This window comes from Kitasatospora sp. NPDC088160, assembly GCF_044741445.1.
Classification (GTDB): domain Bacteria; phylum Actinomycetota; class Actinomycetes; order Streptomycetales; family Streptomycetaceae; genus Kitasatospora.
This window is the reverse complement of sequence record NZ_JBIUSS010000001.1, coordinates 530,496-551,049: the sequence shown is the minus strand read 5'-3', so window position 1 is coordinate 551,049 and position 20,554 is coordinate 530,496. Positions and strand designations below refer to the sequence as shown.

Below are 20,554 nucleotides of genomic sequence, written 5' to 3'. Positions count from 1 at the left end.
GCCCACGCGCCCGGGCCGCCACGGCTACTCCTCCTCGGGCTCCGCCCCCGGCCGGGTGGCCCCGCGCGGCTGCGTCGGCAGCCCGAGGGCGGAGGCCAGGCCGTCCGGCCCGCTGCCCGCCTTGCGGTAGACCGCGGCCAGTCGACGGTTGACCAGGCTGAGGTGCACGCCGAGCTCGTCGGCGATGCGCTGCGGCGGCACGCCCTGCACCGCGAGGTTGGCGACCTCCCACTCGGGCTGGCTGAGCGTCTCCCGGAAGTCGCGCAGCCCCAGCCGGTTGGGCCGCAGGCCGTAGTTGGCCAGCTCCCGCCGCGCCTGGTCGACCAGCCCCTCGGCCGAGCAGTGCTGGGCCAGTTCGATGCCCTGGTACAGGTACTCCTGCGCGTCCTCCAGCCGCCCGACCCGGCGCAGCGCGGCGCCGAGGTCGACCAGCGCGACGGCGTGCTCGTACCCGGCCGGCGACTGGCCGAGGTACATCACGGCCTGCTCCAGCAGTTCGACCGCCTGCTGGCCGTCCTCGATCTGGGCGTTCAGCCGCAGCGCGGTGCCGATCGCCGAGGCGGTGCCGAAGGTACGGGCGTCCTGGACGGCCTTGTGGGCGTACTCGCGGGCCCGGTCGGGCTCGTCGGCCGCGATCGCGATGGCGAGGTGGCCGGCCCAGGGCGCCCATACGGTGTTGTGCCAGCCGCGGGCCTCCAGTTGGGCGCCGGCCTCGGTGAGTGCGGCGGCCGCCCCGGCGTAGCGCTTCTTGGCGATCAGCAGCTTGCCGTACAGCGAGGGCGCGTCGGGCAGCACCATCGCGGTCGCGTGGTACGGCGGGTGGAAGCCGAACTTGACGGCGAGTTCCCAGGCCTCCTCGGTCCGGCCGCGGGCGAGCAGGGTGTCCACCAGGACGCCGACGGCGTCCCAGGCGAGCGGCAGCTTGGGGCCGATCCGCTCGGACAGTCGCAGCGCGCGGCGCAGGAAGTCCTCGGCCTCGGCGAGCAGGCCGCGGCGGAAGCGGGCGAGGCCCATCAGGAAGTACGCGAAGCCCCGGTGGGCACCGCTCCACCCGGCCACCTCGAACTGGATGATGGCGTCCGCGAACAGCCGCTCGGCCTGGGCGATGCGGTCGTTGTAGGTGTAGGTGAGGCCGAGCATGGAGGGCAGTTCGAAGCCCCAGGTGCTGTTGGTCCAGCCGAGTCCCTTGGGCAGTCGGCCTGCGTCGAGGACCGAGTCGGCGTAGGTCAGCGCCTCGGCGGAGGGGGCGCCGCGCAGGGTGAGGTCCCAGGCGCGCATCGCGAGGACGGCCCGGTCGGCGGCGTCGCGGGTGCTGAGGCCGTCGCACATGAGGCCGAGCCGGGTGGAGCGGCCGGGCCCGTCGTCCTCGGACTTGCGGAAGGCGTGCCACATGAACGAGGCGGCCTGGAGCCGGAGTCGGCCGGCCGGGTCGGCGGTCTGCTCGGCCTCGTCCTGGCAGACCACCGCGGCCTGGCGCAGTTCGCCGCTGTGTGCGAGCACCTCGGAGAGCCGGAAGGTGGCGTCGACCCGCAGTTCGGGGCGCAGCGGCCCCTCGTCGGGGTCGAGGGCGAGCTTGAGCTGGTTGACGGTGGCGACGGGGTCGGTGAGCAGCGCGGAGCAGCCCAGTTCGTACAGGACCTCGGCGCGGATGTCGTCGGCCGGGGGTTCGTTGAGGGCCCGGTGCAGGCAGCGCTGGGCGGCTTCGGGGGCGCCGATCAGCAGGTGTTCGACGGCGGCCCGGCGCAGTTTGCGGACGGTCTTGTCGTCGCCCTCGCCGGAGAAGGTCTCGACGAGGTGGCGGGAGGCGGCGAGCAGGCCGAGTCCGGCGTTCTCGATCTCGGCGGCGGCGACGCCGTGCATGCCGGTGCGGGTGGCCTCCGGCATGGTGTTGTAGATCGAGCTGCCGATCAGCGGGTGGACGAACTCCAGGTTGCCGTTGGGGGTCTGGGTGAGCACGCGCTGCTTGCGCAGCTGCTTGATGGCGTCGCGGGCGCCCTCGGTGGTCTGGGCGCAGATCCGGGTGGCGAGGTCGACCCGGATGTCGGTGCCGAGCATCGCGCAGGCCCAGGCGAAGCGCAGGGTGCCGGAGCCGAGCCGGTCGATCCAGCTCTTGAGGGTCATTCCGGTGGCGTCGACGGCGAGTTCGCGCAGTTGTTGGGAGTTCTCCTCGACCGGTTCGAGGTCCTGGTCGCGGACCTGGTCGAGCAGGGCGACGGCTTCGAAGGGGTTGCCGTTGACGACGTTCCAGAACTCGTAGCAGAAGGCGTCCTCGGCCTTGTCGCCGAGTTCGGCGCGGATCATGTCGGTGACGGAGACCAGCGAGAGCCGGTTGAGCTCGTGCTTGCTGGTGGCGAGGCCGAGGACGGCCTTGCGGTGCTGCTGGATCTCGGTCGGCCAGTCGTTCTCGTCCTCGCGGAAGGCGAAGACGAGCAGGACGGGCAGTTCGCGGGAGCGGACGGCGAACTGGGTGAGCCAGGAGAGCGACTCGTGGTCGCCCCAGTGCAGGTCGTCGACGATCATGACCAGCGGGGCCCGGCGCGGCGCGAGTTGGGTGAGGACGTAGTCGAGGCCGTCGCGCACGCCCTGGGGGTCGAGGCGGCGGGCGCCGGCCTTGGGCCGCTTGAGGCCCATGGCCGGTCCGACGACCTCCTCCCAGGTGCCCATGACCTGGCGGAACTCGTCGGGCTCCAGGCTGGTGAGGAGGGGTTGGAGGAGCTGGCGCAGCACGTGGTAGGGCTCGTTGAACTGGCGTTCGCCGCCGCGGGCGAACAACACGGTGGCGCGGTCGCGGAGTTTGGCGACCCGTCGGACCTCGTGCAGCAGGCTGGTCTTGCCGATGCCGGGGCGGCCGGAGAAGGCGAGCAGTTCGCCGATCTCGGTGCCGCCGGCCGCGAATTCGCAGCAGAGTTTGTCGACGGCCGTTTCGACGGAGCGCAGTTCGGCGTCGCGGTCGCGCAGCCTGACCCTCGGCGAGGTGCTGTCGCCGTCCCGGCCGGAACCTGATCCCGTCCGAAGTTCGTTGTCCTGCTCGGTCACCGTCGTGCCTCCGCCTCGCCACTCGCGTCACAGCCCGTGTCGCTGCTCGCATCACTGCCCGTGGAGCCGAGGTTAGCGCTGCGTGGCACTCACTGTGGGGCATTCGCGCAGGCTGGGGCGGACGGTGAGGGTTCGGACGCCTTGCCAAGGGCAATTGCCCTATACCCCTAACGTCCGATCATTACATCAGATACCCTACGGCCCGCGAGGCGAAGATGATCTTTCGCTACCACCCTCTCCCCGGAAGCCTCGCCGCGTCAACTCCCCCCACACCGAGCGTTCGAACCACTAGTGCCCCCACCCTTCGCCGCACCGGGAGTCCGATGTCTGACGACACCTCACTTCAGATTCCGTTCCCGCACCGCCGCAGCCCGCACGGCCCGCAGGCCACCGCACTGCACCGTGACTGGCTGGTCCGCCACCCGCTGCTCCCCGACGTCGACCACCCCGGGTACGCCCACTGGGAGGTGGTCGACCTCGCCGCCCTCGGCTACCCCGACACCGGCCCGGACGAACTCTCCCTCGCCGCCGACCTGATGGGCTTCTACTTCCTCTTCGACGACCAGTTCGACGGCCCGCTCGGCCGCCGCCCGACGGAGGTCGCCCCCATCTGCGAGCGGCTGATCGCCGTCCTGCACGGCGCCCGCCCCGACCAGGACTCGCCGGTCGAGACCGCCTTCGCCGACCTCTGGGACCGCAGCGTGCGCGGCATGCCCGCCCGTTGGCAGGCCCGCGCCGCGTACAACTGGGAGTGGTACCTGGCCAGTCACCCCGCCGAGGCCGCCGGCCGCATCTCCACCCGGCCACCCGACCGCGACGGCTACCTGGTGCTCAGACGAGGCACCGCGGCGATGGAGACCATCTTCGACATGGTCGAACGCCTCGGCCAGTTCGAGGTCCCCGCCGCCGTCCTGCACCACCCGGTGCTGCGTCAACTGCGCCAGCTGGCCGCCGACATCCCCTCGCTCAGCAACGACGTCCGGTCGTTCCCGCTGGAAGCCCCGCGCGGCGACGTCAACAACCTGGTGATGATCGTCCAACGCGAGCGCCGCTGCTCGGCCGAGGAGGCCTGCGCGGTGGTGCTGGAGGAGGCGCAGCTGATGGTCGAGCGCTGCCGGGACCTGCACGGCCGACTGCCGGACGTCTACCGGGAGTTGGGCCTCTCCCGAGTCGAACGGACGATCGCCCAGCGGTACGCGGACGGGCTGGTCACCTGGCTCGCCGGCTACCTGTACTGGGAGTCCCGCACCGGCCGCTACCACGCGGTCTGACACCGTCCCGACCGGAGCGCGGAGACACGGTGCGCGCCCCCGCGCGACGGCCGGAACGCGCACCCTCCGTACGGGCCGGGCGCACGGACCGTAGCCGCGCCCCGCGCCGGGCGGCTATCGTGCTCGACGGCGGACGCCCCGGCGGGCCTCCGCCCCGAATTGCGTGTCCGCACCCTCCCGCCGGGCCGCCCCCGCGCCGGGCGCGGCCCGGCGCGCCGCCCCCGCCACCCGGTCCGGGCGGCGCCCGACGTCGCGAGGAGACACCAGAGCATGACGGTCTACCAGCCCCCCGGCACGCCCGGCAGCATCGTCGCCTACCGCTCCCGGTACGAGCACTGGATCGGCGGCGGCTGGACCCCGCCGGCGCGCGGCGAGTACTTCGGCGACCCGACCCCGGTCACCGGCGAGGTGTTCACCGAAGTCGCCCGCGGCACCGCCGAGGACATCGAGGCCGCGCTGGACGCGGCCCACGCCGCCGCCCCCGGCTGGGGCCGCACCCCGCCCGCCGAGCGGGCCCAGGTGCTGCTGCGGATCGCCGACCGGATGGAGGCGAACCTGGAGCGGCTGGCCGTCGCGGAGAGCTGGGAGAACGGCAAGCCGGTGCGCGAGACGCTGGCCGCCGACCTCCCGCTCGCGGTCGACCACCTGCGCTACTTCGCGGGCGCGCTGCGCGCCCAGGAGGGCGGCCTGTCCCAGCTGGACGAGGACACCGTGGCGTACCACTTCCACGAGCCGCTGGGCGTGGTCGGCCAGATCATCCCGTGGAACTTCCCGATCCTGATGGCGGTCTGGAAGCTCGCCCCGGCGCTCGCGGCCGGCAACGCGGTGGTGCTCAAGCCCGCCGAGCAGACCCCGGCCTCGGTGCTGCTGTGGGCCGAGCTGACCGCCGACCTGCTGCCGCCCGGCGTGGTCAACATCGTCACCGGCTTCGGCGAGGAGGCCGGCGCCCCGCTGGCCTCCAGCAACCGCATCCGCAAGATCGCCTTCACCGGCGAGACCACCACCGGCCGGCTGATCGCCCGCTACGCCAGCGACAACCTGATCCCGGTCTCGCTGGAACTCGGCGGCAAGAGCCCCAACCTGTTCTTCGCGGACGTCGCCGACGCCTCGGACGCCTTCTACGACAAGGCGGTCGAGGGCTTCGCGATGTTCGCCCTCAACCAGGGCGAGGTGTGCACCTGCCCCAGCCGGGCGCTGATCCAGTCCTCGGTCTACGAGCGGCTGCTCGCCGACGGTCTGGAGCGGGTGCGCGCGATGCGCCAGGGCGACCCGCTGGACACCGAGACCCAGGTCGGCGCGCAGGCCAGCGCCGAACAGCTGAAGAAGGTCCTCTCCTACTTCGAGATCGGCCAGGCCGAGGGCGCCAAGCTGCTGGCCGGCGGCGAGCGGGCCGACCTCGGCGGCGCCCTGGCCGGCGGGTACTACGTGGCGCCGACGGTGTTCGAGGGCGTCAACAGCATGCGGGTCTTCCAGGAGGAGATCTTCGGCCCGGTCGTCTCGGTCACCCGCTTCGAGGACTTCGCCGAGGCGATCAGCCTCGCCAACGACACCCAGTACGGGCTCGGCGCGGGCGTCTGGACCCGCGACCTCAACACCGCCCACCGCGCCGGGCGCGCCATCCAGGCCGGCCGGGTGTGGACCAACTGCTTCCACGCCTACCCCGCCCACGCGGCCTTCGGCGGCTACAAGAACTCCGGCATCGGCCGGGAGAACCACAAGGCGCTGCTGGAGCACTACCAGCAGACCAAGAACCTGCTGGTCAGCTACTCCCCGGACGCGGTCGGCCTCTTCTAGGCCACGGCCTTCACGAAACACGGAGCGGGAGACCGGTCCCGGCCTCCCGCTCCGCCGCCACTCCCCGTGGCCGCACCGCGAACGCCCGCTGGGACGTCCACGCTGCGCAACCCTCCGTAGGGCAAAACGCCCATTTCGGGATCTAAGCACATGAATGCGCGATTTTCTCGACGCGCCGCCGACATGCCCGAACACACCCGGCGAACGCCGTAAACAGGACTCCCCGTCCCTCACCCCCGGGAGTCCCGATGACCATCTCCCCCGCCAAGCTCTCCGACCCCACCGTGCGCGCCTTCGTCGCCGCGGTCAACGCGGGCGACCGCGACGCCTTCCTGGCCACCCTCACCCCGGACGCGACCATGTCCGACGACGGCTCCGACCGCGACCTGCCCCAGTGGATCGACAAGGAGATCTTCACCGTCCGCGGCCGGATGGACGTCCAGACCGAATCGGACGGCGGCCACGCGCTGATCGCCAACTTCACCAACGACACCTGGGGCGAGATGCGCACCGCCTGGCGCTTCACCCTCACCGGCCCCAAGATCACCCGCTTCGAGACCGGCCAGGCCTGACGGCTCGGGACCGGGCCCGCCGCTACCCGGACAGCCCCAGGCACCCCCGCACCGCGCGGATCAGGTTGCGCGAGCGGATGTCGCCGGTGACACCCGGCTGCATGCCGTTGGTGACGTAGCCGAAGCCCAGCCCGAGCTCCGGGTCGGCGAAGCCCAGCGAGCCGCCCCGGCCGGGGTGGCCGAAGCTCGCCGGGGAGGCCATCGGTGCGGTCGGGCCGTGCCGCCAGAAGCCCAGGCCGAAAGTGGAGTTGACGATCAGCACCCGGTCCGGCCCGCTCACCTCGGGCCCGGCCGCGCGGGTCAGCACCCCGGGCGCGAGCAGCGGCGGCAGCAGCGCGCCGGAGCCGTCCGGGCGGTCGGCGGCGCCGATCAGCGCCGCGTAGAACCGGGCCAGCGAGCGGGCGGTGCCGATGCCCCCCGCGCCGGGGATCTCGGCGGCCTGCACCGCCGGGTCGTTGAGGTCCACCCCGGGGCGCACCGAAGCGAAGGACCGCGCGGTCAGCGAGGCCGGGTCCTGGTAGGCGTCCCGGACGGACTGCTTGGGTCGCAGTCGCAGCCCACTCGGCCCGGTCCGGGCCGCCTCCGGGGCGGGCAGGTCGACCAGCCGGCCGACCCTCGGCGCGGCCCCGGCCGGCAGCCCGATCCACAGGTCCAGCCCGAGCGGCCGGGCGATCTCCTCGGCGAAGTACTGGCCGATCGTGCGCCCGCTCACCCGCCGCACCACCTCGCCGACCAGCCAGCCGAAGGTGTACGGGTGGTAGCCGTGCGCGGTGCCCGGCTCCCAGGCGGGCGCCTGCGCGGCCACCGCGGCCGCCGCGCGCTCCCAGGTCAGCACGTCCTCCAGCCGCAGCGGCACGTCCAGCGCGGGCACCCCGGCCTGGTGCGACAGCAGCCAGCGCACCGGCACCCCGCCCTTGCCGGCCTGCGCGAACTCGGGCCAGTAGGAGGCCACCGGGGCGTCCAGGTCGAGCAGGCCGCGCTCGGCCAGCAGCAGCGCGGTGGCCGCGGTCAGGCCCTTGGTGACCGAGCGCAGCACCTGGGCGGTGTCCGCCGTCCAGGGCACCGCCGGCGCGGGCCGCCCGCCGACCTCGGGCCGGGCGTCACCGCCCCACAGGTCGACCACCTTGCGGCCGCGCGCGTACAGCGCGAAGGCCGCGCCCAGTTCGCCGTACTCGCGGAAGTTCCGCGCGAAGGCCTCCCGTACGGGCTCGAACCCCTCGGCCGTCTCTCCCCAGATCTCCACCACCGCGCGCCGCCCTCAGCCTGTCCGGTTCCTGCGTTCCCGCCCGCGTCGGATCGCACACGAATCGCATGCGCATCACAGTGCGCATCACATGCGAATCGAGCTCGGATCGCACTCGAAAAGCGTTCGAAGCGGGCCCCGAAACCCTAACCTGTCCATCATGACCAACCCTGCCGAAGAGCTGCTGGACGTCGTCGACGAGCACGACCGGGTGATCGGGACGGCGCTGCGCGGGGAGGTGTACCGGCAGGGGCTCACCCACCGGTGCGTCTTCATCCTGGTCCGCGACCCGGCCGGGCGGATCTTCGTCCACCGCCGCACCGACACCAAGCTGTTCGCCCCCGGCGCGTACGACATGTTCGTCGGCGGCGTGGTCGGCTCCGGCGAGACGTACGCCGAGGCCGCCGTACGCGAGGCCGAGGAGGAGCTCGGCGTGCACGGGATCAGCCCGCGTCCGCTCTTCAAGTTCCTCTTCCGGCAGGACCGGCTCTCCTGGTGGAGCGACATGTACGAGGCCGAGTGGGACGGCCCGGTCCAGCCGCAGGAATCCGAGGTCGCCTGGCACGCCTGGCTCACCCCCGCCGAGCTCGCCGACCGCCTCGCCCGCGACCACTTCGTCCCCGACGGCCGCGAGGCCTACCGCCGCTACCTGGACCTCCACGCCGCGTAGGCCCCGCCCCGGACGGCGGATAGGGTGGCGCGCATGGCCTCCCGTACGCCGTCGCCGACGGCCGCCCGCGCTGCACGGACCCCCGCCCCGGAGCAGGCACCGGCCCGGGCGGCGGGCCAGGCGCCGGACCGGGCACCGGCCCGGGCGGCTGCCGGTGAGCGGCCGCGCCGCAGGCTCAGCGTGGACGAGCGGCGCGAGCAGCTGATCGCCGTCGCGCTGGAGCTGTTCAGCCGCCGCCCGCCGGAGGAGGTGTCGATCGACGACATCGCCGCCGCCGCGGGGGCCTCCCGGCCGCTGGTGTACCACTACTTCCCCGGCAAGCAGGCGCTGTACGAGGAGTCGCTGCGGCGGGCCGGGCGGGAGCTCTCGGCGCGCTTCGAGGAGGCCGCCGACGGGCCGCTGTCCGAGCGGCTGTACCGGGTGATGGGCCGCTACCTGGACTTCGTGCAGAGCCACGGGCCCGGCTTCGCGGCGCTGCTGCGCGGCGGCTCGGTGGCGGCCAGCGCGGGCACCTCGGCGGTGATCGACGAGGTGCGGCGGGCCGCCCACGACCAGATCCTCTCCCACCTGGCGATCCCCGCGCCGAGCCCCGGGCTGCGGCTGACCGTCCGGGCCTGGATCGCCAACGCCGAGATCACCTCGCTGGAGTGGCTGGCCGAACGCTCGGTGCCGCTGGAGGACCTGCAGCTGCACCTGGTGCAGGAGTTCGTCGCCTCCCTCACCCTCACCGCCGCCCGGGAGCCGGCGCTCGCCGCCGAACTCGCCTCGTTCTTCGCGGACGAGCGTCCTGACGGCCCGACCGGGCGCCTGGTGCGGGAGCTCGCCGGACTGTTCGCCGTCCCCGGGATCGCCGAGGCGGTCACCGCGCTCGCCACCGCACCGTCCGGCGAAACGTCCCCGCAGGCCACGGGCGAAACGGCCGCGGCTCCCATCGGGTGATCCGCCGGTTCGGTCCCGACAGCGGGCTCTGATAGGAATGAGCACGGATCCGACGGCACGCCGCCACGGCGCGCGCGGACCCACCCGAACCAGCGGACCGCAGACGCAGCAGAGCGGGGGGCTCAACAGTTGACCCAGGACGTCCAGTTCAGCGCGGAGGCCAATCCCTTCGCGGCGGCGGAGCAGGTCTGCGCGACCCTCGGCACGCTCACCGACGCCCTCTTCGACGAGCGCACCTCCCGCCATCCGGCGGCCTCGCTCAGCGCCCTGCGTCCGGCCGAACACCCCGCCTCCGAGGCGCTGTTCGGCCTCCCGCTGGCCCCGAACGGCCCGGTGCACGCGGCCGTGGACCGGCTCGGCACGGTGCTCACCGCCGGCACGGCCCGCCCCGGTACCGGCGCCCGGGTCGCCGACCGGGTGACCACCGCCCTCCACACCCGCTACGGCGGCGGGGCGGTGCGCGGCGCGATCGCCGACCGGGGCACCACCTCGGCCGCACTGTTCCAACTGCCGGTCACCGGCGAATTCGCCGACCCCAAGCTGCGCCCTCCGTTCGCCCCGGCGCTGGCCGCGCTGGCCGCCGGGCAGCAGACCCGCCAGCCGGTCGAACTGGCCACCGGCGCGGGCGCCGAGGTCCGGCTGGTGGTCCCGCCCGGCTTCCACCCGCTGACCTCCCCCGGTGGTCCGGCCGGGGTCTGCTCCCGTACGGTGCCCGCGCCGGCGGGCGGGGCGGACGGCGTCGACCCGGCCACCGCCGCGGCCGCCGAGGAACTGACCGGGCATCTGGCCGAGGTCGCCGAGGAGCTGTTCAGCGGTGACGGTCCGGAGCAGCGCCGCGACTTCGCGGTCATCTCCGCCACCCTCGCCGACCTGGTCCACGACGCCGGCACGGTCTACGCCGGCGTCTGCGCGCTGGACGTGGACGGCCGGGCCTCCGACGCCGCCCTGGTCGTCTCGCTCGCCCGGCACCCGCTGCCGATCACCGCGCTCGCCACCGAGCTCGCCACCGTCCGGCGGCACGCCGAGGTGTGGACGGTCCTGCTGCCGGCCGGGCCGGCCGCCGTCCTGGTCGAGGGACGGACCGTCCCGGTGCCGGGGCCGCTGTCCGCCGACGGGCAGCGGCGCTGGGTGGTCACCTCGGCGGTCGAGGCCTTCGTCCCGCTGCCGGACGGCGGCACCGTGCTCTGCGTCCAGCTGTCCACGGCGCAGCCGGAGGACTGGGACCTGTACACGCAGGCGTTCGCGGAGCTGCTGAAGAGCGTTCAGTTCGGCTGGGACGGGGAGGTGTCCGGCGCCGTGCGCGCGCCCGTGCCCGCCACGCCTGCCGCCGCTCCCACTCCCGCTCCCGTCGAGAAGGAGCCGGAAGAGGTGCCGGCGCAGCTCCCGCCCGAGGACTTCAACCCGTTCGCGCCCGTCGCGGAGGCCTCCCCGGCCGACGCCGAGCCACAGGCGGCGCCGGCCAGGCGGAAGGGCACGCCGGTCATGGTGCCCCCGCCGGACTTCAACCCCTTCGCCCCGGAAAGCCTCCCGTCCACCCCGGACACGTCCCCGGCGGCGGCCGCCCCGGCCACCGACCCGTTCGGCACGGTGACGGCCGACCAGTCGGACCCGTTCGGCACCACGCTCGCGGCGCAGGGCCCGGCCGTCCCACCGCCGCCCTCCGCACCGCCGGCCGTTCCCGCGCAGGTTGCTCCCGCGCAGGACGCCCCGCGGAAGGGCACGCCGGTCATGGTGCCTCCGCCGGACTTCAACCCCTTCGCCCCGGAAAGCCTCCCGTCCACCCCGGACGAAGCGACGGAGACCGACGCGGCGGAGGCTTCGGGCCCGGAGACCAGGCCGTTCGGCTGAGCCCCGACCACTGCCCCTCCGCCAGGATCCAACCGCAGGATCGACAGGAGGCCGCGACAACGCGACGCCGAAAGCCGGCAGTTGACCGCCGTTGTGGACAACGCCCGGACGCGACAGGAAGGTTGGGAGGCCCTACGCCGTCAGCCGGCGCGCCGGGCCAGGTGGACCACGTCCGGCACGCCGCGGCTGACCGGGATCTCGTGCGTGACGACGTCGGAGAAGCCCGCCGCCCGCAGTGCCTCCTCGAAGTCCGCGGAAGGCTGCGCGCTCCACACCGCCAGCACCCCGCCCGGCTGCAGCCGGTGCCAGAGCACCGCGAGCCCGTCGGCGCCGTACAGCCCGGCGTTGGAGTCGGTGACGGTCCAGTCCGGGCCGTTGTCGATGTCGAGGCACAGCGCGTCGTAGCGCTCGCCGTCGGCAGCCGCCAGGTACTCCAGCAGGTCGGTGTGGAGGACCTGGACCCGCTGGTCCTCCAGCGCGCCGCCGGAGAAGGCGCCGAGCGGCCCGCTCCGGTGCCAGTCGATGACGGCGCTCTCGCGCTCGACGATGGCGATCCGCCCCCAGCGCGGCTCGGCCGCCGCGTACGCCAGCGAGAAGCCGACGCCGAGGCCTCCGATCAGCACCGAGGGCTCCGCGGGGGCGCCGGTGCGGTCCAGTTCGTCCAGCGCCGCCTGGATCAGCAGGCGTTCGGAGCGGCCGTCGGCGGTGTCCATCAGGAAGCAGCCGTTGGCGATGATCTCGAAGTGCCGACCGCGCCGGCGCAGTACCACCTCGCCGAACGGGCCGTCCCGCCGGTCGAGCGTGACGACGGCCTCGTGAGCGTCCCGTTCGGGCAGTGCGGTGGACATGCGGCTTCCTCAGCGGACTCGGGTGCAGGAGCGTCCCGGCGGACGAGTACCCGCCCGACAATAGCCGAGTCCGCCCCTGCGCCCGTCACGTCGTGACCAGCACCCCGGCGTAGGAGACGCCCGCGACGACCACCCAGGAGCCGAGCCCGAGCAGGGCGAGCCGCCCGCCGGTGCGGACCATGGTCGGCAGGTGCACGGCGCTGCCGAGGCCGAACAGCGCGGCGGCCAGCAGCAGTTCCTGGGCGTCCCCGGCGAGGGTGAGCGCCCGCTCCGGAAGCACCCCGGTGGTCCGCAGCACGATCATCGCGAGGAACCCCGCCACGAACAGCGGGACGATCGGCGGGCGGCTGCCGATGGTGCCCGGGTTCTTCGCAGGGCCTTCCCCCGACTCCTGGCCGGCCCCGACGACGGCCTCCCCGGCCCGTCGCGCCCGGCGCCGCACCGCGACGGCCATCCCGGCGACCAGCGGCGCCAGTAGCACCACCCGCATCAGCTTGACCAGGACGGCCTCCCGCAACGCGCCCGCCCCGCCGGTCTGCGCGGTGGCGACCACCTGCCCGACGTCGTGCACGCTGGCGCCGACCCACCGCCCGAACTCCACGTCACCCAGCCCGAACGGCTGCTGGAGCAGCGGCAGCACGGCGATGGCCAGCGTCCCGCACAGGGTGACCAGGGCCACCGAGGCGGCGACGTCCTCCTCCTCGCTGCCGGCCGCCTGGCTGACCGCGCCGATCGCCGAGGCTCCGCAGATGGAGTACCCGGTGGCGACCAGCAGCGGCTGGTCGCCCGGCAGGCCGAGCCGCCGGCCGAGCCAGAGCGTGCCGGTGAAGGTGGCCGCGACCACCGCGAGCACCATGGCGACGGTGGCCCAGCCGAGGCCGAGCACGTCGTCCAGGCTGAGTTTGAGCCCGAGCAGGACGATCCCGAGCCGCATCAGCCGCTTGCCGGCCATGGACAGCCCTGGCCGGGCCACCCCGCGCACCACCGGGCGCAGCGCGGGCAGGTGGGCAGCCGCCATGCCGAGCACGACGGCTGCGGTCAGCTTGGGCACGGCGGGCACGGCCGCGTGGACGGCGATCGCGGCGGCCACCCCGGCCGCCGCGAGCAGCAGGCCGGGGGCGTCCCCGCCGAGCGGGGGCAGTGAGCGGGTGCGCGTGGCGCGCTCCCGGAGGGTCAGTGCCACGCCGCCCTCACTGCTGCTGGTCGGCGGGCAGCCGGTAGACGCGCCGGATGCTGGTGCCGAGCCGCGAGACGTCCGCGCCGTAGACGTGGATGGAGATGGCGGTGCTGTTGCAGGCGTTGCGCACCAGGTGGATGTCACCGGGCGGGGCGAAGGCGGCGACGGTGCCGGCCGGGCCGGCGACGTGCTCGGTCTCGACGAGGTGGGCGGTGCGGCCGTCGGAGACCAGCCGGTAGCGGGTCTCGCTCTCCTGGCCCTGGTGGACGCCGGCCACGCACCAGGAGACGTGGTCGTGGATCGGGGTCTGCTGGCCGGGCAGCCAGACCAGGGCGACGACGGAGAAGGCGCCGTCCTCCTCGGCGTGCAGGACGTGCTGGCGGTAGCGCGTCGGGTCGCCCTCGCGCTGGGCGGGGGTGAGCAGCGCGTCGGGCCCGTCGGGGTCGGCGCGCAGGTGCGGGGCGAGGCGTTCGCCGACCAGGTAGGCGGTGAGTTCCGGGGGCAGTCCGCGGTCCACGACGGCACGGATCTCGCCGATCAGGGCGGTCATCCGCTCGGTGAGCCGGTCGCTGCCGACCGTGGCTGGGGGTGTCATGCCAGCAGGTTCGGCTGCACCGACCTATCACGTCCAACGATGGTTCTTAAGCTTCCCCCCAACTTCAGCTTATGAATCGCCCCGGTGAGCACCCACCGGAGCCACGACTCAGCACCCGATCCGGCTCGCCGCCGCCCGCCGCAGGTGGTCCAGCACCAGCCCGGTGGCCGGTATCCGCCGGTGCTCGCGCAGCACGTACGCGCTCACCTGCCGGCGCAGGTGCGGTTCGACGGCCCGCCCGGTGACCTTGCGGTGGCACATGAAGGAGAGCACCAACGCGGGCATCAGCGCGATCCCGACCCCGGCGGCGACCAGGCTCTGCACCGCGAGGTTGTCGTCCGTGGAGAACACGATGTCCGGCGCGAAGCCCTCCTCCGCGCAGACGTTCAGCAGGTTGGCCCGGCAGCGCGGGCACCCGGCGATCCAGCGCTCGCCGTCGAGGTCGGCGAGCCGAACGGCGTGCCGACGGCCGAGTGGGTGTCCGACCGGCAGCAGCACGGTGAGCAGGTCCTCCATCAGCGGGATCTCGTCCAGCCCGTCGGGCACCTCGGTCGCGCCGCCGGGGTAGCGGAAGGCCAGCGCGATGTCGCACTCCCCGCGCAGCAGTCGCTGGACGGAGTCCGGCGGTTCGGCCTCCAGCAGCTCGACCCGCACACCGGGATGCTCCGCGAGCAGCCGGGCCATCGCCTCGGGTATCAGGGTGGCGTTGGCGCTGGGGAAGGCGCAGACCCGCACCCGCCCGGCCCGCAGCCGGGCGAGCGCGGCGAGCTGCTGCTGGGCGGCGGAGAGGCTGCCGAGGATCAGTTCGGCGTGCCGGGAGAGCGCCTCGCCCGCCTCGGTGAGCCGCAGTCCGCGCCCGGCCCGGGTGAACAGCGCCACGCCGACGGTGCGTTCGAGCGCCTTCATCTGCTGGGTGATGGCGGGCTGGGTGTAGCCGAGCTCGCGGGCGGCGGCCGAGTAGGAGCCCGCTCTGACGACCTCGTGGAACGTCCTGATGTGCCGCGAGTCGAATACCGGCTCCATGGCCCTCCCCCGGTCGTCGTCGTCGAACCTCCGCAATCATAAGAGGAAATTGGAGATGCCCGCTCTATCCCCACCCACACCTATGGTTCAGGATCGAACCAGGCCTCTCACTGCTGCGCGGACGGCGGCAGCCCCATCGCCACCCCGGCCTTGACCACCGGCGCCCCGCCCCGCATGCTCGGGCTGCGCCGACTGCGGCGCTCGACCCAGCGGGCGAGCCAGGAGAGCAGCAGGCACATGCCGATGTAGATCGGCGCGATCACGATCACCACCGGGATGAACGGCAGGTCGTAGTCGAGGTTGGTGGCGATCAGCTTGCCCGCGTGCAGGAACTCCTCGTAGGTGATCAGGAAGCCCAGCGAGGTGTCCTTGAGCGCGACCACCAGTTGGCTGATGATGGCCGGCAGCATGGCCCGGTTGGCCTGCGGCACCAGCACGTACGTCATCACCTGGGTCTTGCGCAGGCCGAGCGCGTAGGCCGCCTCGCGCTGGCCCTTGGGCACCGCGAGCACGCCGGCCCGGAAGACCTCGGCCAGCACCGAGCCGTTGTACAGCACCAGCCCGGCCACCAGCGCCCACAGCGGCTGCACCTTGAGCGCGACGAAGACGAAGAAGATCATCACCAGCAGCGGCATGGCCCGGAAGAACTCCACCACCACCGTGGAGAGCACCCGCACCACCTTGTGGTCGGACAGCCGCCCGGCCGCGAACAGCGCGCCGAAGGGCAACGCGAACAGCACCGTCCAGCCGAAGGCCTTGAGGGTGTTGCCGAGCCCGCTCAGCAGCAGGTCCTGGACGCCCCGGTACTCGAAGGGCATCCACTTCTGGTACGTGAACTGGTGGGTGTGGAACAGCATGTAGACGATCCAGCCGATCAGCGCCGCGATCAGCAGCAGCGCGATCCCGCCGTACAGCCGGTGGCGGGCGAGCGCCTTCGGACCGGGGATGTCGTACAGCGCCGAGGATCCAACGGTCATCGCGACACCGCCACTCGTCGTTCCAGCAGGTTGAAGACGGCGCTGACGGCCAGGGTGATGATCAGGTAGCCGACGGCGATCCAGACGAAGGTCCAGATGATGCTGTAGCCCAGTTCGTTGATCGTCCGGTAGGTGCCGAGCAGTTCGGTGACGCTGAACGAGCCGGCGATCGCCGTGTTCTTCGCCAGCGCGATCATCACACTGCCGATCGGCGCGACCACCGACCGGTACGCCTGCGGCAGCACCACCACGCTCATCGTCTGCCCGAAGCTCATGCCCAGGCTGCGCGCCGCCTCCCCCTGCCCCGCCGGCACGGTGTTGATGCCCGAACGCATCGCCTCGCAGACGAAGGCCGAGGTGTAGCAGCTGAGCGCGGCCACCGCGAAGACGAAGAACGGCAGCGTGATGTTGAAGCGCGGCAGGCCCAGCACCACGATGAAGAACAGCAGGGTCAGCGGCGTGTTGCGCAGCAGCGTCACCCACGCCGTCCCGAACACTCGCAGCGGCCGGACCGGCGAGACCCGGAAACCCGCGATCATCACTCCCAGCACCAGCGACAGCACGGCGCTCACCGCGAACAGCGAGAGCGTGCCGAGGAAGCCGTCCCAGTAGGTCGACCAGTTGTCGGTCAGCGTTTTCACGGCGCGGCCCTCTCAGTACCGGTCGATCGGCGGCGGTGTCGGCGCCGGCTCCCCGGACAGGCCCAGGGTCGCGTCGTAGGCCTTCTTCCAGTCGCCGTTCTGTTCGTTCTGCGCCAGCGCGTCGTCCAGGGCCAGGCGCAGCACGGTGTCGTTCTTCGGAGTCCCGATCCCGTACGGCTCCTGGGAGAACAGCGGGCCGACCACCTTGAGCTCGTCCGGCACCTTGGCCGCGTAGCCCAGCAGGATCGCGTTGTCCGTGGTGACGGCGTCCACCTGGCCGGTGATCAGGTTGTCCACGCAGGCCGAGTAGGTGTCGTAGCCGATCAGCTTCGCCTTCGGGTACTGCGACTGGATGCGTTGGTACGGGGTCGAGCCGGCCGCCGAGCAGACCTTCTTGCCGTCCAGGTCCTGCGGGCCGTGGATGGTGTTGTCGTTCCTGCGCACCAGCAGCGACTGCCCCGCGACGAAGTACGGCCCGGCGAAGCCGACCAGCTTCTTCCGGTTGTCGTTGATGGTGTAGGTGCCGACGTAGAAGTCCACCTGGCCGTTCTGCAGCGCGGTCTCGCGGTTGGCCGAGGCGATGGTCTTGAACTCGATCCGGTCCGGCGGGAAGCCGAGGTAGGCGCCGACCATCTTGGCGATCTCGATGTCGAAGCCGGAGTACACGCCGGTGGCCGGGTTCTTCTCGCCCAGGTACGGCTGGTCCTCCTTGGCGCCGACCACCAGGTGGCCCCGGCTCCGGGCGGCGTCCAGGGTCGGCGAGCCGGTGATGGAGGCGGCGTCGCGCACCTGGTAGCTGGGCAGCGCGCTCGCCTGCGGGCCCTTGGGCGGCGGGGTGCCGGGCTTGCCGCAGCCGGCGGCCAGCACGGCGAGCAGCAGGACGGCGGCGAGCACCGTCCGGCTCCGGGCGGCGGGCGTGGTCTTCCTCGTCACGGGCGCCGCCTCAGTGCTTCAGGATCTTGGACAGGAAGTCCCGGGCGCGCTCGCTCTCCGGAGCGCTGAAGAAGTCCTCCGGGGCGCGGTCCTCGACGATCCGGCCGTCGGCCATGAAGACCACCCGGTTGGCGGAGGCCCGGGCGAAGCCCATCTCGTGGGTGACCACGACCATCGTCATGCCCTCGTGCGCGAGCTGGCGCATGACGTCCAGCACCTCGTTGATCATCTCGGGGTCGAGCGCCGAGGTCGGCTCGTCGAACAGCAGTGCCTTCGGGTCCATCGCCAGCGCCCGGGCGATCGCCACCCGCTGCTGCTGGCCGCCGGAGAGCTGGGCCGGGTACTTGTCGGCGTGCGCCTCCAGCCCGACCCGCTCCAGCAGGGCGCGGGACTTGGCGTCCGCCTCCGCCCGGGGCCGGCCGCGGACCTTGATCTGCGCGAGCGAGACGTTCTGCAGCACGGTTTTGTGCGCGAACAGGTTGAAGGACTGGAACACCATACCGACCTCGGCGCGCAGCCGGGCCAGCCCCTTGCCCTCCTCGGGCAGCGGCTCGCCGTCGATCAGGATGGTGCCGTCCTCGATCGGCTCCAGGCGGTTGATCGCCCGGCAGAGCGTCGACTTGCCGGAGCCGGACGGTCCGATGACCACGACGACCTCGCCGCGGCCCACGGTCAGCTCGATGTCCTGGAGGACGTGCAGGTCCCCGAAGTGCTTGTTGACGCCGCGCACCTCGATCAGCGGCGTGAAGGCCGAGGGCCCCGCCTGGGCCGGCCCGGGAGCGCTGGTCACCGGCCGCGACGCCCCTTCAGCAGCCAGCCCAGCGCGCCGCCGGCGAGCAGCGTGGCGAGCAGTGCGATCCAGAGCGGCGCGGTAACGGTGAACACCCAGAACTGGATCTTCACCTTGTCGAGGTTCGCGAACAGGAACCACACGGCGAGGACGACGATGACGCCGATCCCGATGTACCGGGTGGGGATCCCAGCGATCTCGCTGCGTTTGGAGCCGGACGAGCCGTCCGAAATCTTGGTCACCGGAGCAGTCTGCGGGCCGGGGCTCCGATTTGCCCGGTTACGCGCCCTGATGGGTGAGGTAGTAACCCGCACGGGGCAATCCGGCCCCGTGCGGGTTTGAAGTGCCGTACGCGTCAACGGCGCCGTACGGGTTCAACGGCGCCGGCCCGCTACCGCTCGTCCCGCCAGGAGCGCCAGAGCGCCGCGTACGGGCCGCCGGCCGCGACCAGCTCCGGGTGGCTGCCGTACTCGCTGATCCGGCCGCCCTCGACCACCGCGATCACGTCCGCGTCGTGCGCGGTGTGCAGCCGGTGGGCGATGGCGATGACCGTGCGGCCCTCCAGCACCCGGGCGAGCGAGCGCTCCAGGTGCCGGGCGGCGCGCGGGTCCAGCAGCGAGGTGGCCTCGTCCAGCACCAGGGTGTGCGGATCGGCCAGCACCAGCCGGGCCAGCGCCAGCTGCTGGGCCTGCGGCGGAGTCAGCACGGTGCCGCCGGAGCCGACCTCGGTGTCGAGGCCGTGCGGCAGCGCGTCCACCCAGCCGCCGGCGTCCACCGCGTCCAGCGCGGAGCGCAGTTCGGTGTCCTCGGCCCCGGGCGCGGCCAGCCGCAGGTTGTCCCGCAGGGTGCCGACGAAGACGTGGTGCTCCTGGTTCACCAGGGCGACCTCCGCCCGCACCCGCTCGGCCGGCATCCGCGCCAGTGCCGCCCCGCCGAGCGTCACGCTGCCGCGCCCGGGAGCGTAGATCCCGGCCAGCAGCCGCCCCAGCGTGGACTTGCCCGCCCCGGACGGCCCGACCAGCGCGACCCGGGTGCCCGGCGCGACGTCCAGGCTGATGCCGTGCAGGACGTCGGCGCCCTCCCGGTAGCCGAACCGGACGTCCCGGGCCTCGACCCGGCGGCCGTCCGGGTGGCTGGACTCGTCACCCTCGTGCTCCGGCACCTCGCGGACGCCGACCAGCCGGGCCAGCGAGGCCTGGCCGATCTGCAGTTCGTCGTACCAGCGCAGGATCAGGTCGACCGGACCGGTCAGCATCTGCGCGTACAGCACTCCTGTGGTCAACTCGCCGACGGTGATCCAACCCTTGAGGGTGAACAGCCCACCGAGCAGCAGGGTGGCCAGCACCGCCGAGGAGTAGAACGCGTCGATGGTCGGGAACCAGACCGAGCGCAGCCACAGGGTGTAGCGCTCCCAGGCGAGCCACTCTCCCAGCTTACGGTCCGTCAGGGCGATCCGCTGGTCGCCCAGGCGCAGCGTCTCCACCGTCCGCCCGGCGTCCACCGTCTCGGCCAGCACGGTGTTCACCGCGGCGTACCCGGCCGACTCGTTGCGGTAGGACTGCGGCGCGCGCTTGAAGTACCAGCGGGAGCTGACCAGCAGCAGCGGCAGGCCGACCAGCGAGGTGAGCGCGAGCAGCGGCGAGGTGACCAGCAGGGCGCCGATCACCAGCAGCAACGACACGATGGCGACGGCGAGTTCGGGCACGGCCTCGCGCACCGACTTGTCCAGCCGGTCGATGTCCGTGGTGCCCCGGGAGACCAGGTCCCCCGTGCCGGCCCGCTCCAGCACGCCGGTGGGCAGCGCGACCGAGCGGACCAGGAAGTCCTCGCGCAGGTCGGCCAGCACCCGCTCGCCGAGGACGGCACCGCGCATCCGGGACCAGCCGGTGAAGGCGGACTGCACCACCAGCGCCAGCAGGTACCAGCCGACCGCGACCGCGATGGTGGCCTCGGCGGTGCCGGTGGCCAGCGACTCGACCAGGCTGCCGAGCACCCAGGGGCCCACCAGCCCGGCCACGGTGGCCACCGAGTGCAACCCCACCACCGCGGAGAACCCGCCGCGGTGGCGCCGGGCGAGCAGGCGCAGGTAGGCGCGCACGGCGGCCGGTGAGCCGACCGGCAGGGTGGTGGCCGGCCCCTGCTCCTCATGGACGGGGGGCTTCATGACGTGCTCCTCAGGTGTGCGGCGGGTCGGGCG

The 20,554-nt window shown here is 73.1% G+C and carries 18 protein-coding genes; 6 read left to right on the top strand and 12 right to left on the bottom strand.

The window, feature by feature from the left end:
- Nucleotides 1-24: 24 nt before the first annotated feature.
- Entirely contained in the window at nt 25-3,036 is a 3,012-nt protein-coding gene (locus ACIOGZ_RS02310; protein ID WP_363585887.1) for an AAA family ATPase, read from the bottom strand.
- Between the two features lie 323 nt (nt 3,037-3,359).
- Here ACIOGZ_RS02310 and ACIOGZ_RS02305 point away from each other — a divergent pair, with 323 nt between their 5' ends.
- The 3 genes from ACIOGZ_RS02305 to ACIOGZ_RS02295 all read left to right on the top strand — a co-directional run bounded on the left by ACIOGZ_RS02305 (nt 3,360) and on the right by ACIOGZ_RS02295 (nt 6,673).
- Nucleotides 3,360-4,307: a terpene cyclase gene (locus tag ACIOGZ_RS02305; protein WP_350875605.1), complete on the top strand. Its 948-nt coding sequence runs from the start codon at nt 3,360-3,362 to the stop codon at nt 4,305-4,307.
- A 270-nt stretch (nt 4,308-4,577) separates the two neighbouring features.
- A complete protein-coding gene (locus tag ACIOGZ_RS02300) occupies nt 4,578-6,101 on the top strand; it encodes an aldehyde dehydrogenase family protein (RefSeq protein ID WP_400984452.1) in 1,524 nt (507 codons plus the stop codon).
- Nucleotides 6,102-6,349: 248 nt separating this feature from the next.
- Nucleotides 6,350-6,673, top strand: coding sequence for a nuclear transport factor 2 family protein (locus tag ACIOGZ_RS02295; RefSeq protein ID WP_363377241.1), 324 nt, complete (start codon nt 6,350-6,352; stop codon nt 6,671-6,673).
- Between the two features lie 22 nt (nt 6,674-6,695).
- Here the strand turns inward: ACIOGZ_RS02295 and ACIOGZ_RS02290 are convergent, their stop codons facing one another.
- Nucleotides 6,696-7,919, bottom strand: coding sequence for a serine hydrolase domain-containing protein (locus tag ACIOGZ_RS02290; RefSeq protein ID WP_363585885.1), 1,224 nt, complete (start codon nt 7,917-7,919; stop codon nt 6,696-6,698).
- A 157-nt stretch (nt 7,920-8,076) separates the two neighbouring features.
- Between ACIOGZ_RS02290 and ACIOGZ_RS02285 the strand changes: the two genes are divergently transcribed.
- The 3 genes from ACIOGZ_RS02285 (at nt 8,077) to ACIOGZ_RS02275 (ending at nt 11,373) form a co-directional block, all read left to right on the top strand.
- The gene (locus ACIOGZ_RS02285; RefSeq protein WP_363585884.1) at nt 8,077-8,586 is read left to right on the top strand and encodes an NUDIX domain-containing protein; all 510 of its coding nucleotides are present in this window, start codon (nt 8,077-8,079) and stop codon (nt 8,584-8,586) included.
- 33 nt (nt 8,587-8,619) lie between these two features.
- A complete protein-coding gene (locus tag ACIOGZ_RS02280; RefSeq protein WP_363585883.1) occupies nt 8,620-9,525 on the top strand; it encodes a TetR/AcrR family transcriptional regulator in 906 nt (301 codons plus the stop codon).
- Between the two features lie 129 nt (nt 9,526-9,654).
- Nucleotides 9,655-11,373, top strand: a complete 1,719-nt coding sequence (locus ACIOGZ_RS02275) for a hypothetical protein (protein WP_400805244.1) — start codon at nt 9,655-9,657, stop codon at nt 11,371-11,373.
- A 140-nt stretch (nt 11,374-11,513) separates the two neighbouring features.
- Here ACIOGZ_RS02275 and ACIOGZ_RS02270 read toward each other — a convergent pair whose 3' ends face one another.
- The 10 genes from ACIOGZ_RS02270 to ACIOGZ_RS02225 form a co-directional block, all read right to left on the bottom strand.
- Complete coding sequence (locus tag ACIOGZ_RS02270) at nt 11,514-12,221, bottom strand: spermidine synthase (RefSeq protein ID WP_363585881.1); 708 nt, start codon at nt 12,219-12,221, stop codon at nt 11,514-11,516.
- An 85-nt stretch (nt 12,222-12,306) separates the two neighbouring features.
- Nucleotides 12,307-13,398 carry a putative sulfate exporter family transporter gene (locus tag ACIOGZ_RS02265; RefSeq protein WP_363585906.1) on the bottom strand — a complete coding sequence of 364 codons (1,092 nt, stop codon included), beginning with the start codon at nt 13,396-13,398 and terminating at the stop codon, nt 12,307-12,309.
- Between the two features lie 13 nt (nt 13,399-13,411).
- Nucleotides 13,412-13,993: a cysteine dioxygenase gene (locus ACIOGZ_RS02260; RefSeq protein WP_400984448.1), complete on the bottom strand. Its 582-nt coding sequence runs from the start codon at nt 13,991-13,993 to the stop codon at nt 13,412-13,414.
- A gap of 108 nt (nt 13,994-14,101) precedes the next feature.
- The gene (locus ACIOGZ_RS02255) at nt 14,102-15,016 is read right to left on the bottom strand and encodes a LysR family transcriptional regulator (protein WP_363585879.1); all 915 of its coding nucleotides are present in this window, start codon (nt 15,014-15,016) and stop codon (nt 14,102-14,104) included.
- Nucleotides 15,017-15,123: 107 nt separating this feature from the next.
- On the bottom strand, nt 15,124-15,993 hold the full coding sequence (locus ACIOGZ_RS02250) for an amino acid ABC transporter permease (RefSeq protein ID WP_063350111.1): 870 nt from the start codon (nt 15,991-15,993) through the stop codon (nt 15,124-15,126).
- On the bottom strand, nt 15,990-16,634 hold the full coding sequence (locus ACIOGZ_RS02245) for an amino acid ABC transporter permease (protein ID WP_363585878.1): 645 nt from the start codon (nt 16,632-16,634) through the stop codon (nt 15,990-15,992). The genes ACIOGZ_RS02250 and ACIOGZ_RS02245 overlap by 4 nt, the downstream gene beginning before the upstream one ends.
- A gap of 12 nt (nt 16,635-16,646) precedes the next feature.
- Nucleotides 16,647-17,567, bottom strand: coding sequence for a glutamate ABC transporter substrate-binding protein (locus ACIOGZ_RS02240; protein WP_363585877.1), 921 nt, complete (start codon nt 17,565-17,567; stop codon nt 16,647-16,649).
- Between the two features lie 10 nt (nt 17,568-17,577).
- Nucleotides 17,578-18,306: an amino acid ABC transporter ATP-binding protein gene (locus ACIOGZ_RS02235; RefSeq protein WP_363585905.1), complete on the bottom strand. Its 729-nt coding sequence runs from the start codon at nt 18,304-18,306 to the stop codon at nt 17,578-17,580.
- A gap of 47 nt (nt 18,307-18,353) precedes the next feature.
- On the bottom strand, nt 18,354-18,599 hold the full coding sequence (locus ACIOGZ_RS02230) for a LapA family protein (protein WP_363616943.1): 246 nt from the start codon (nt 18,597-18,599) through the stop codon (nt 18,354-18,356).
- Between the two features lie 149 nt (nt 18,600-18,748).
- Nucleotides 18,749-20,521, bottom strand: coding sequence for an ABC transporter ATP-binding protein (locus ACIOGZ_RS02225; protein ID WP_363585875.1), 1,773 nt, complete (start codon nt 20,519-20,521; stop codon nt 18,749-18,751).
- Between the last annotated feature and the right edge of the window lie 33 nt (nt 20,522-20,554).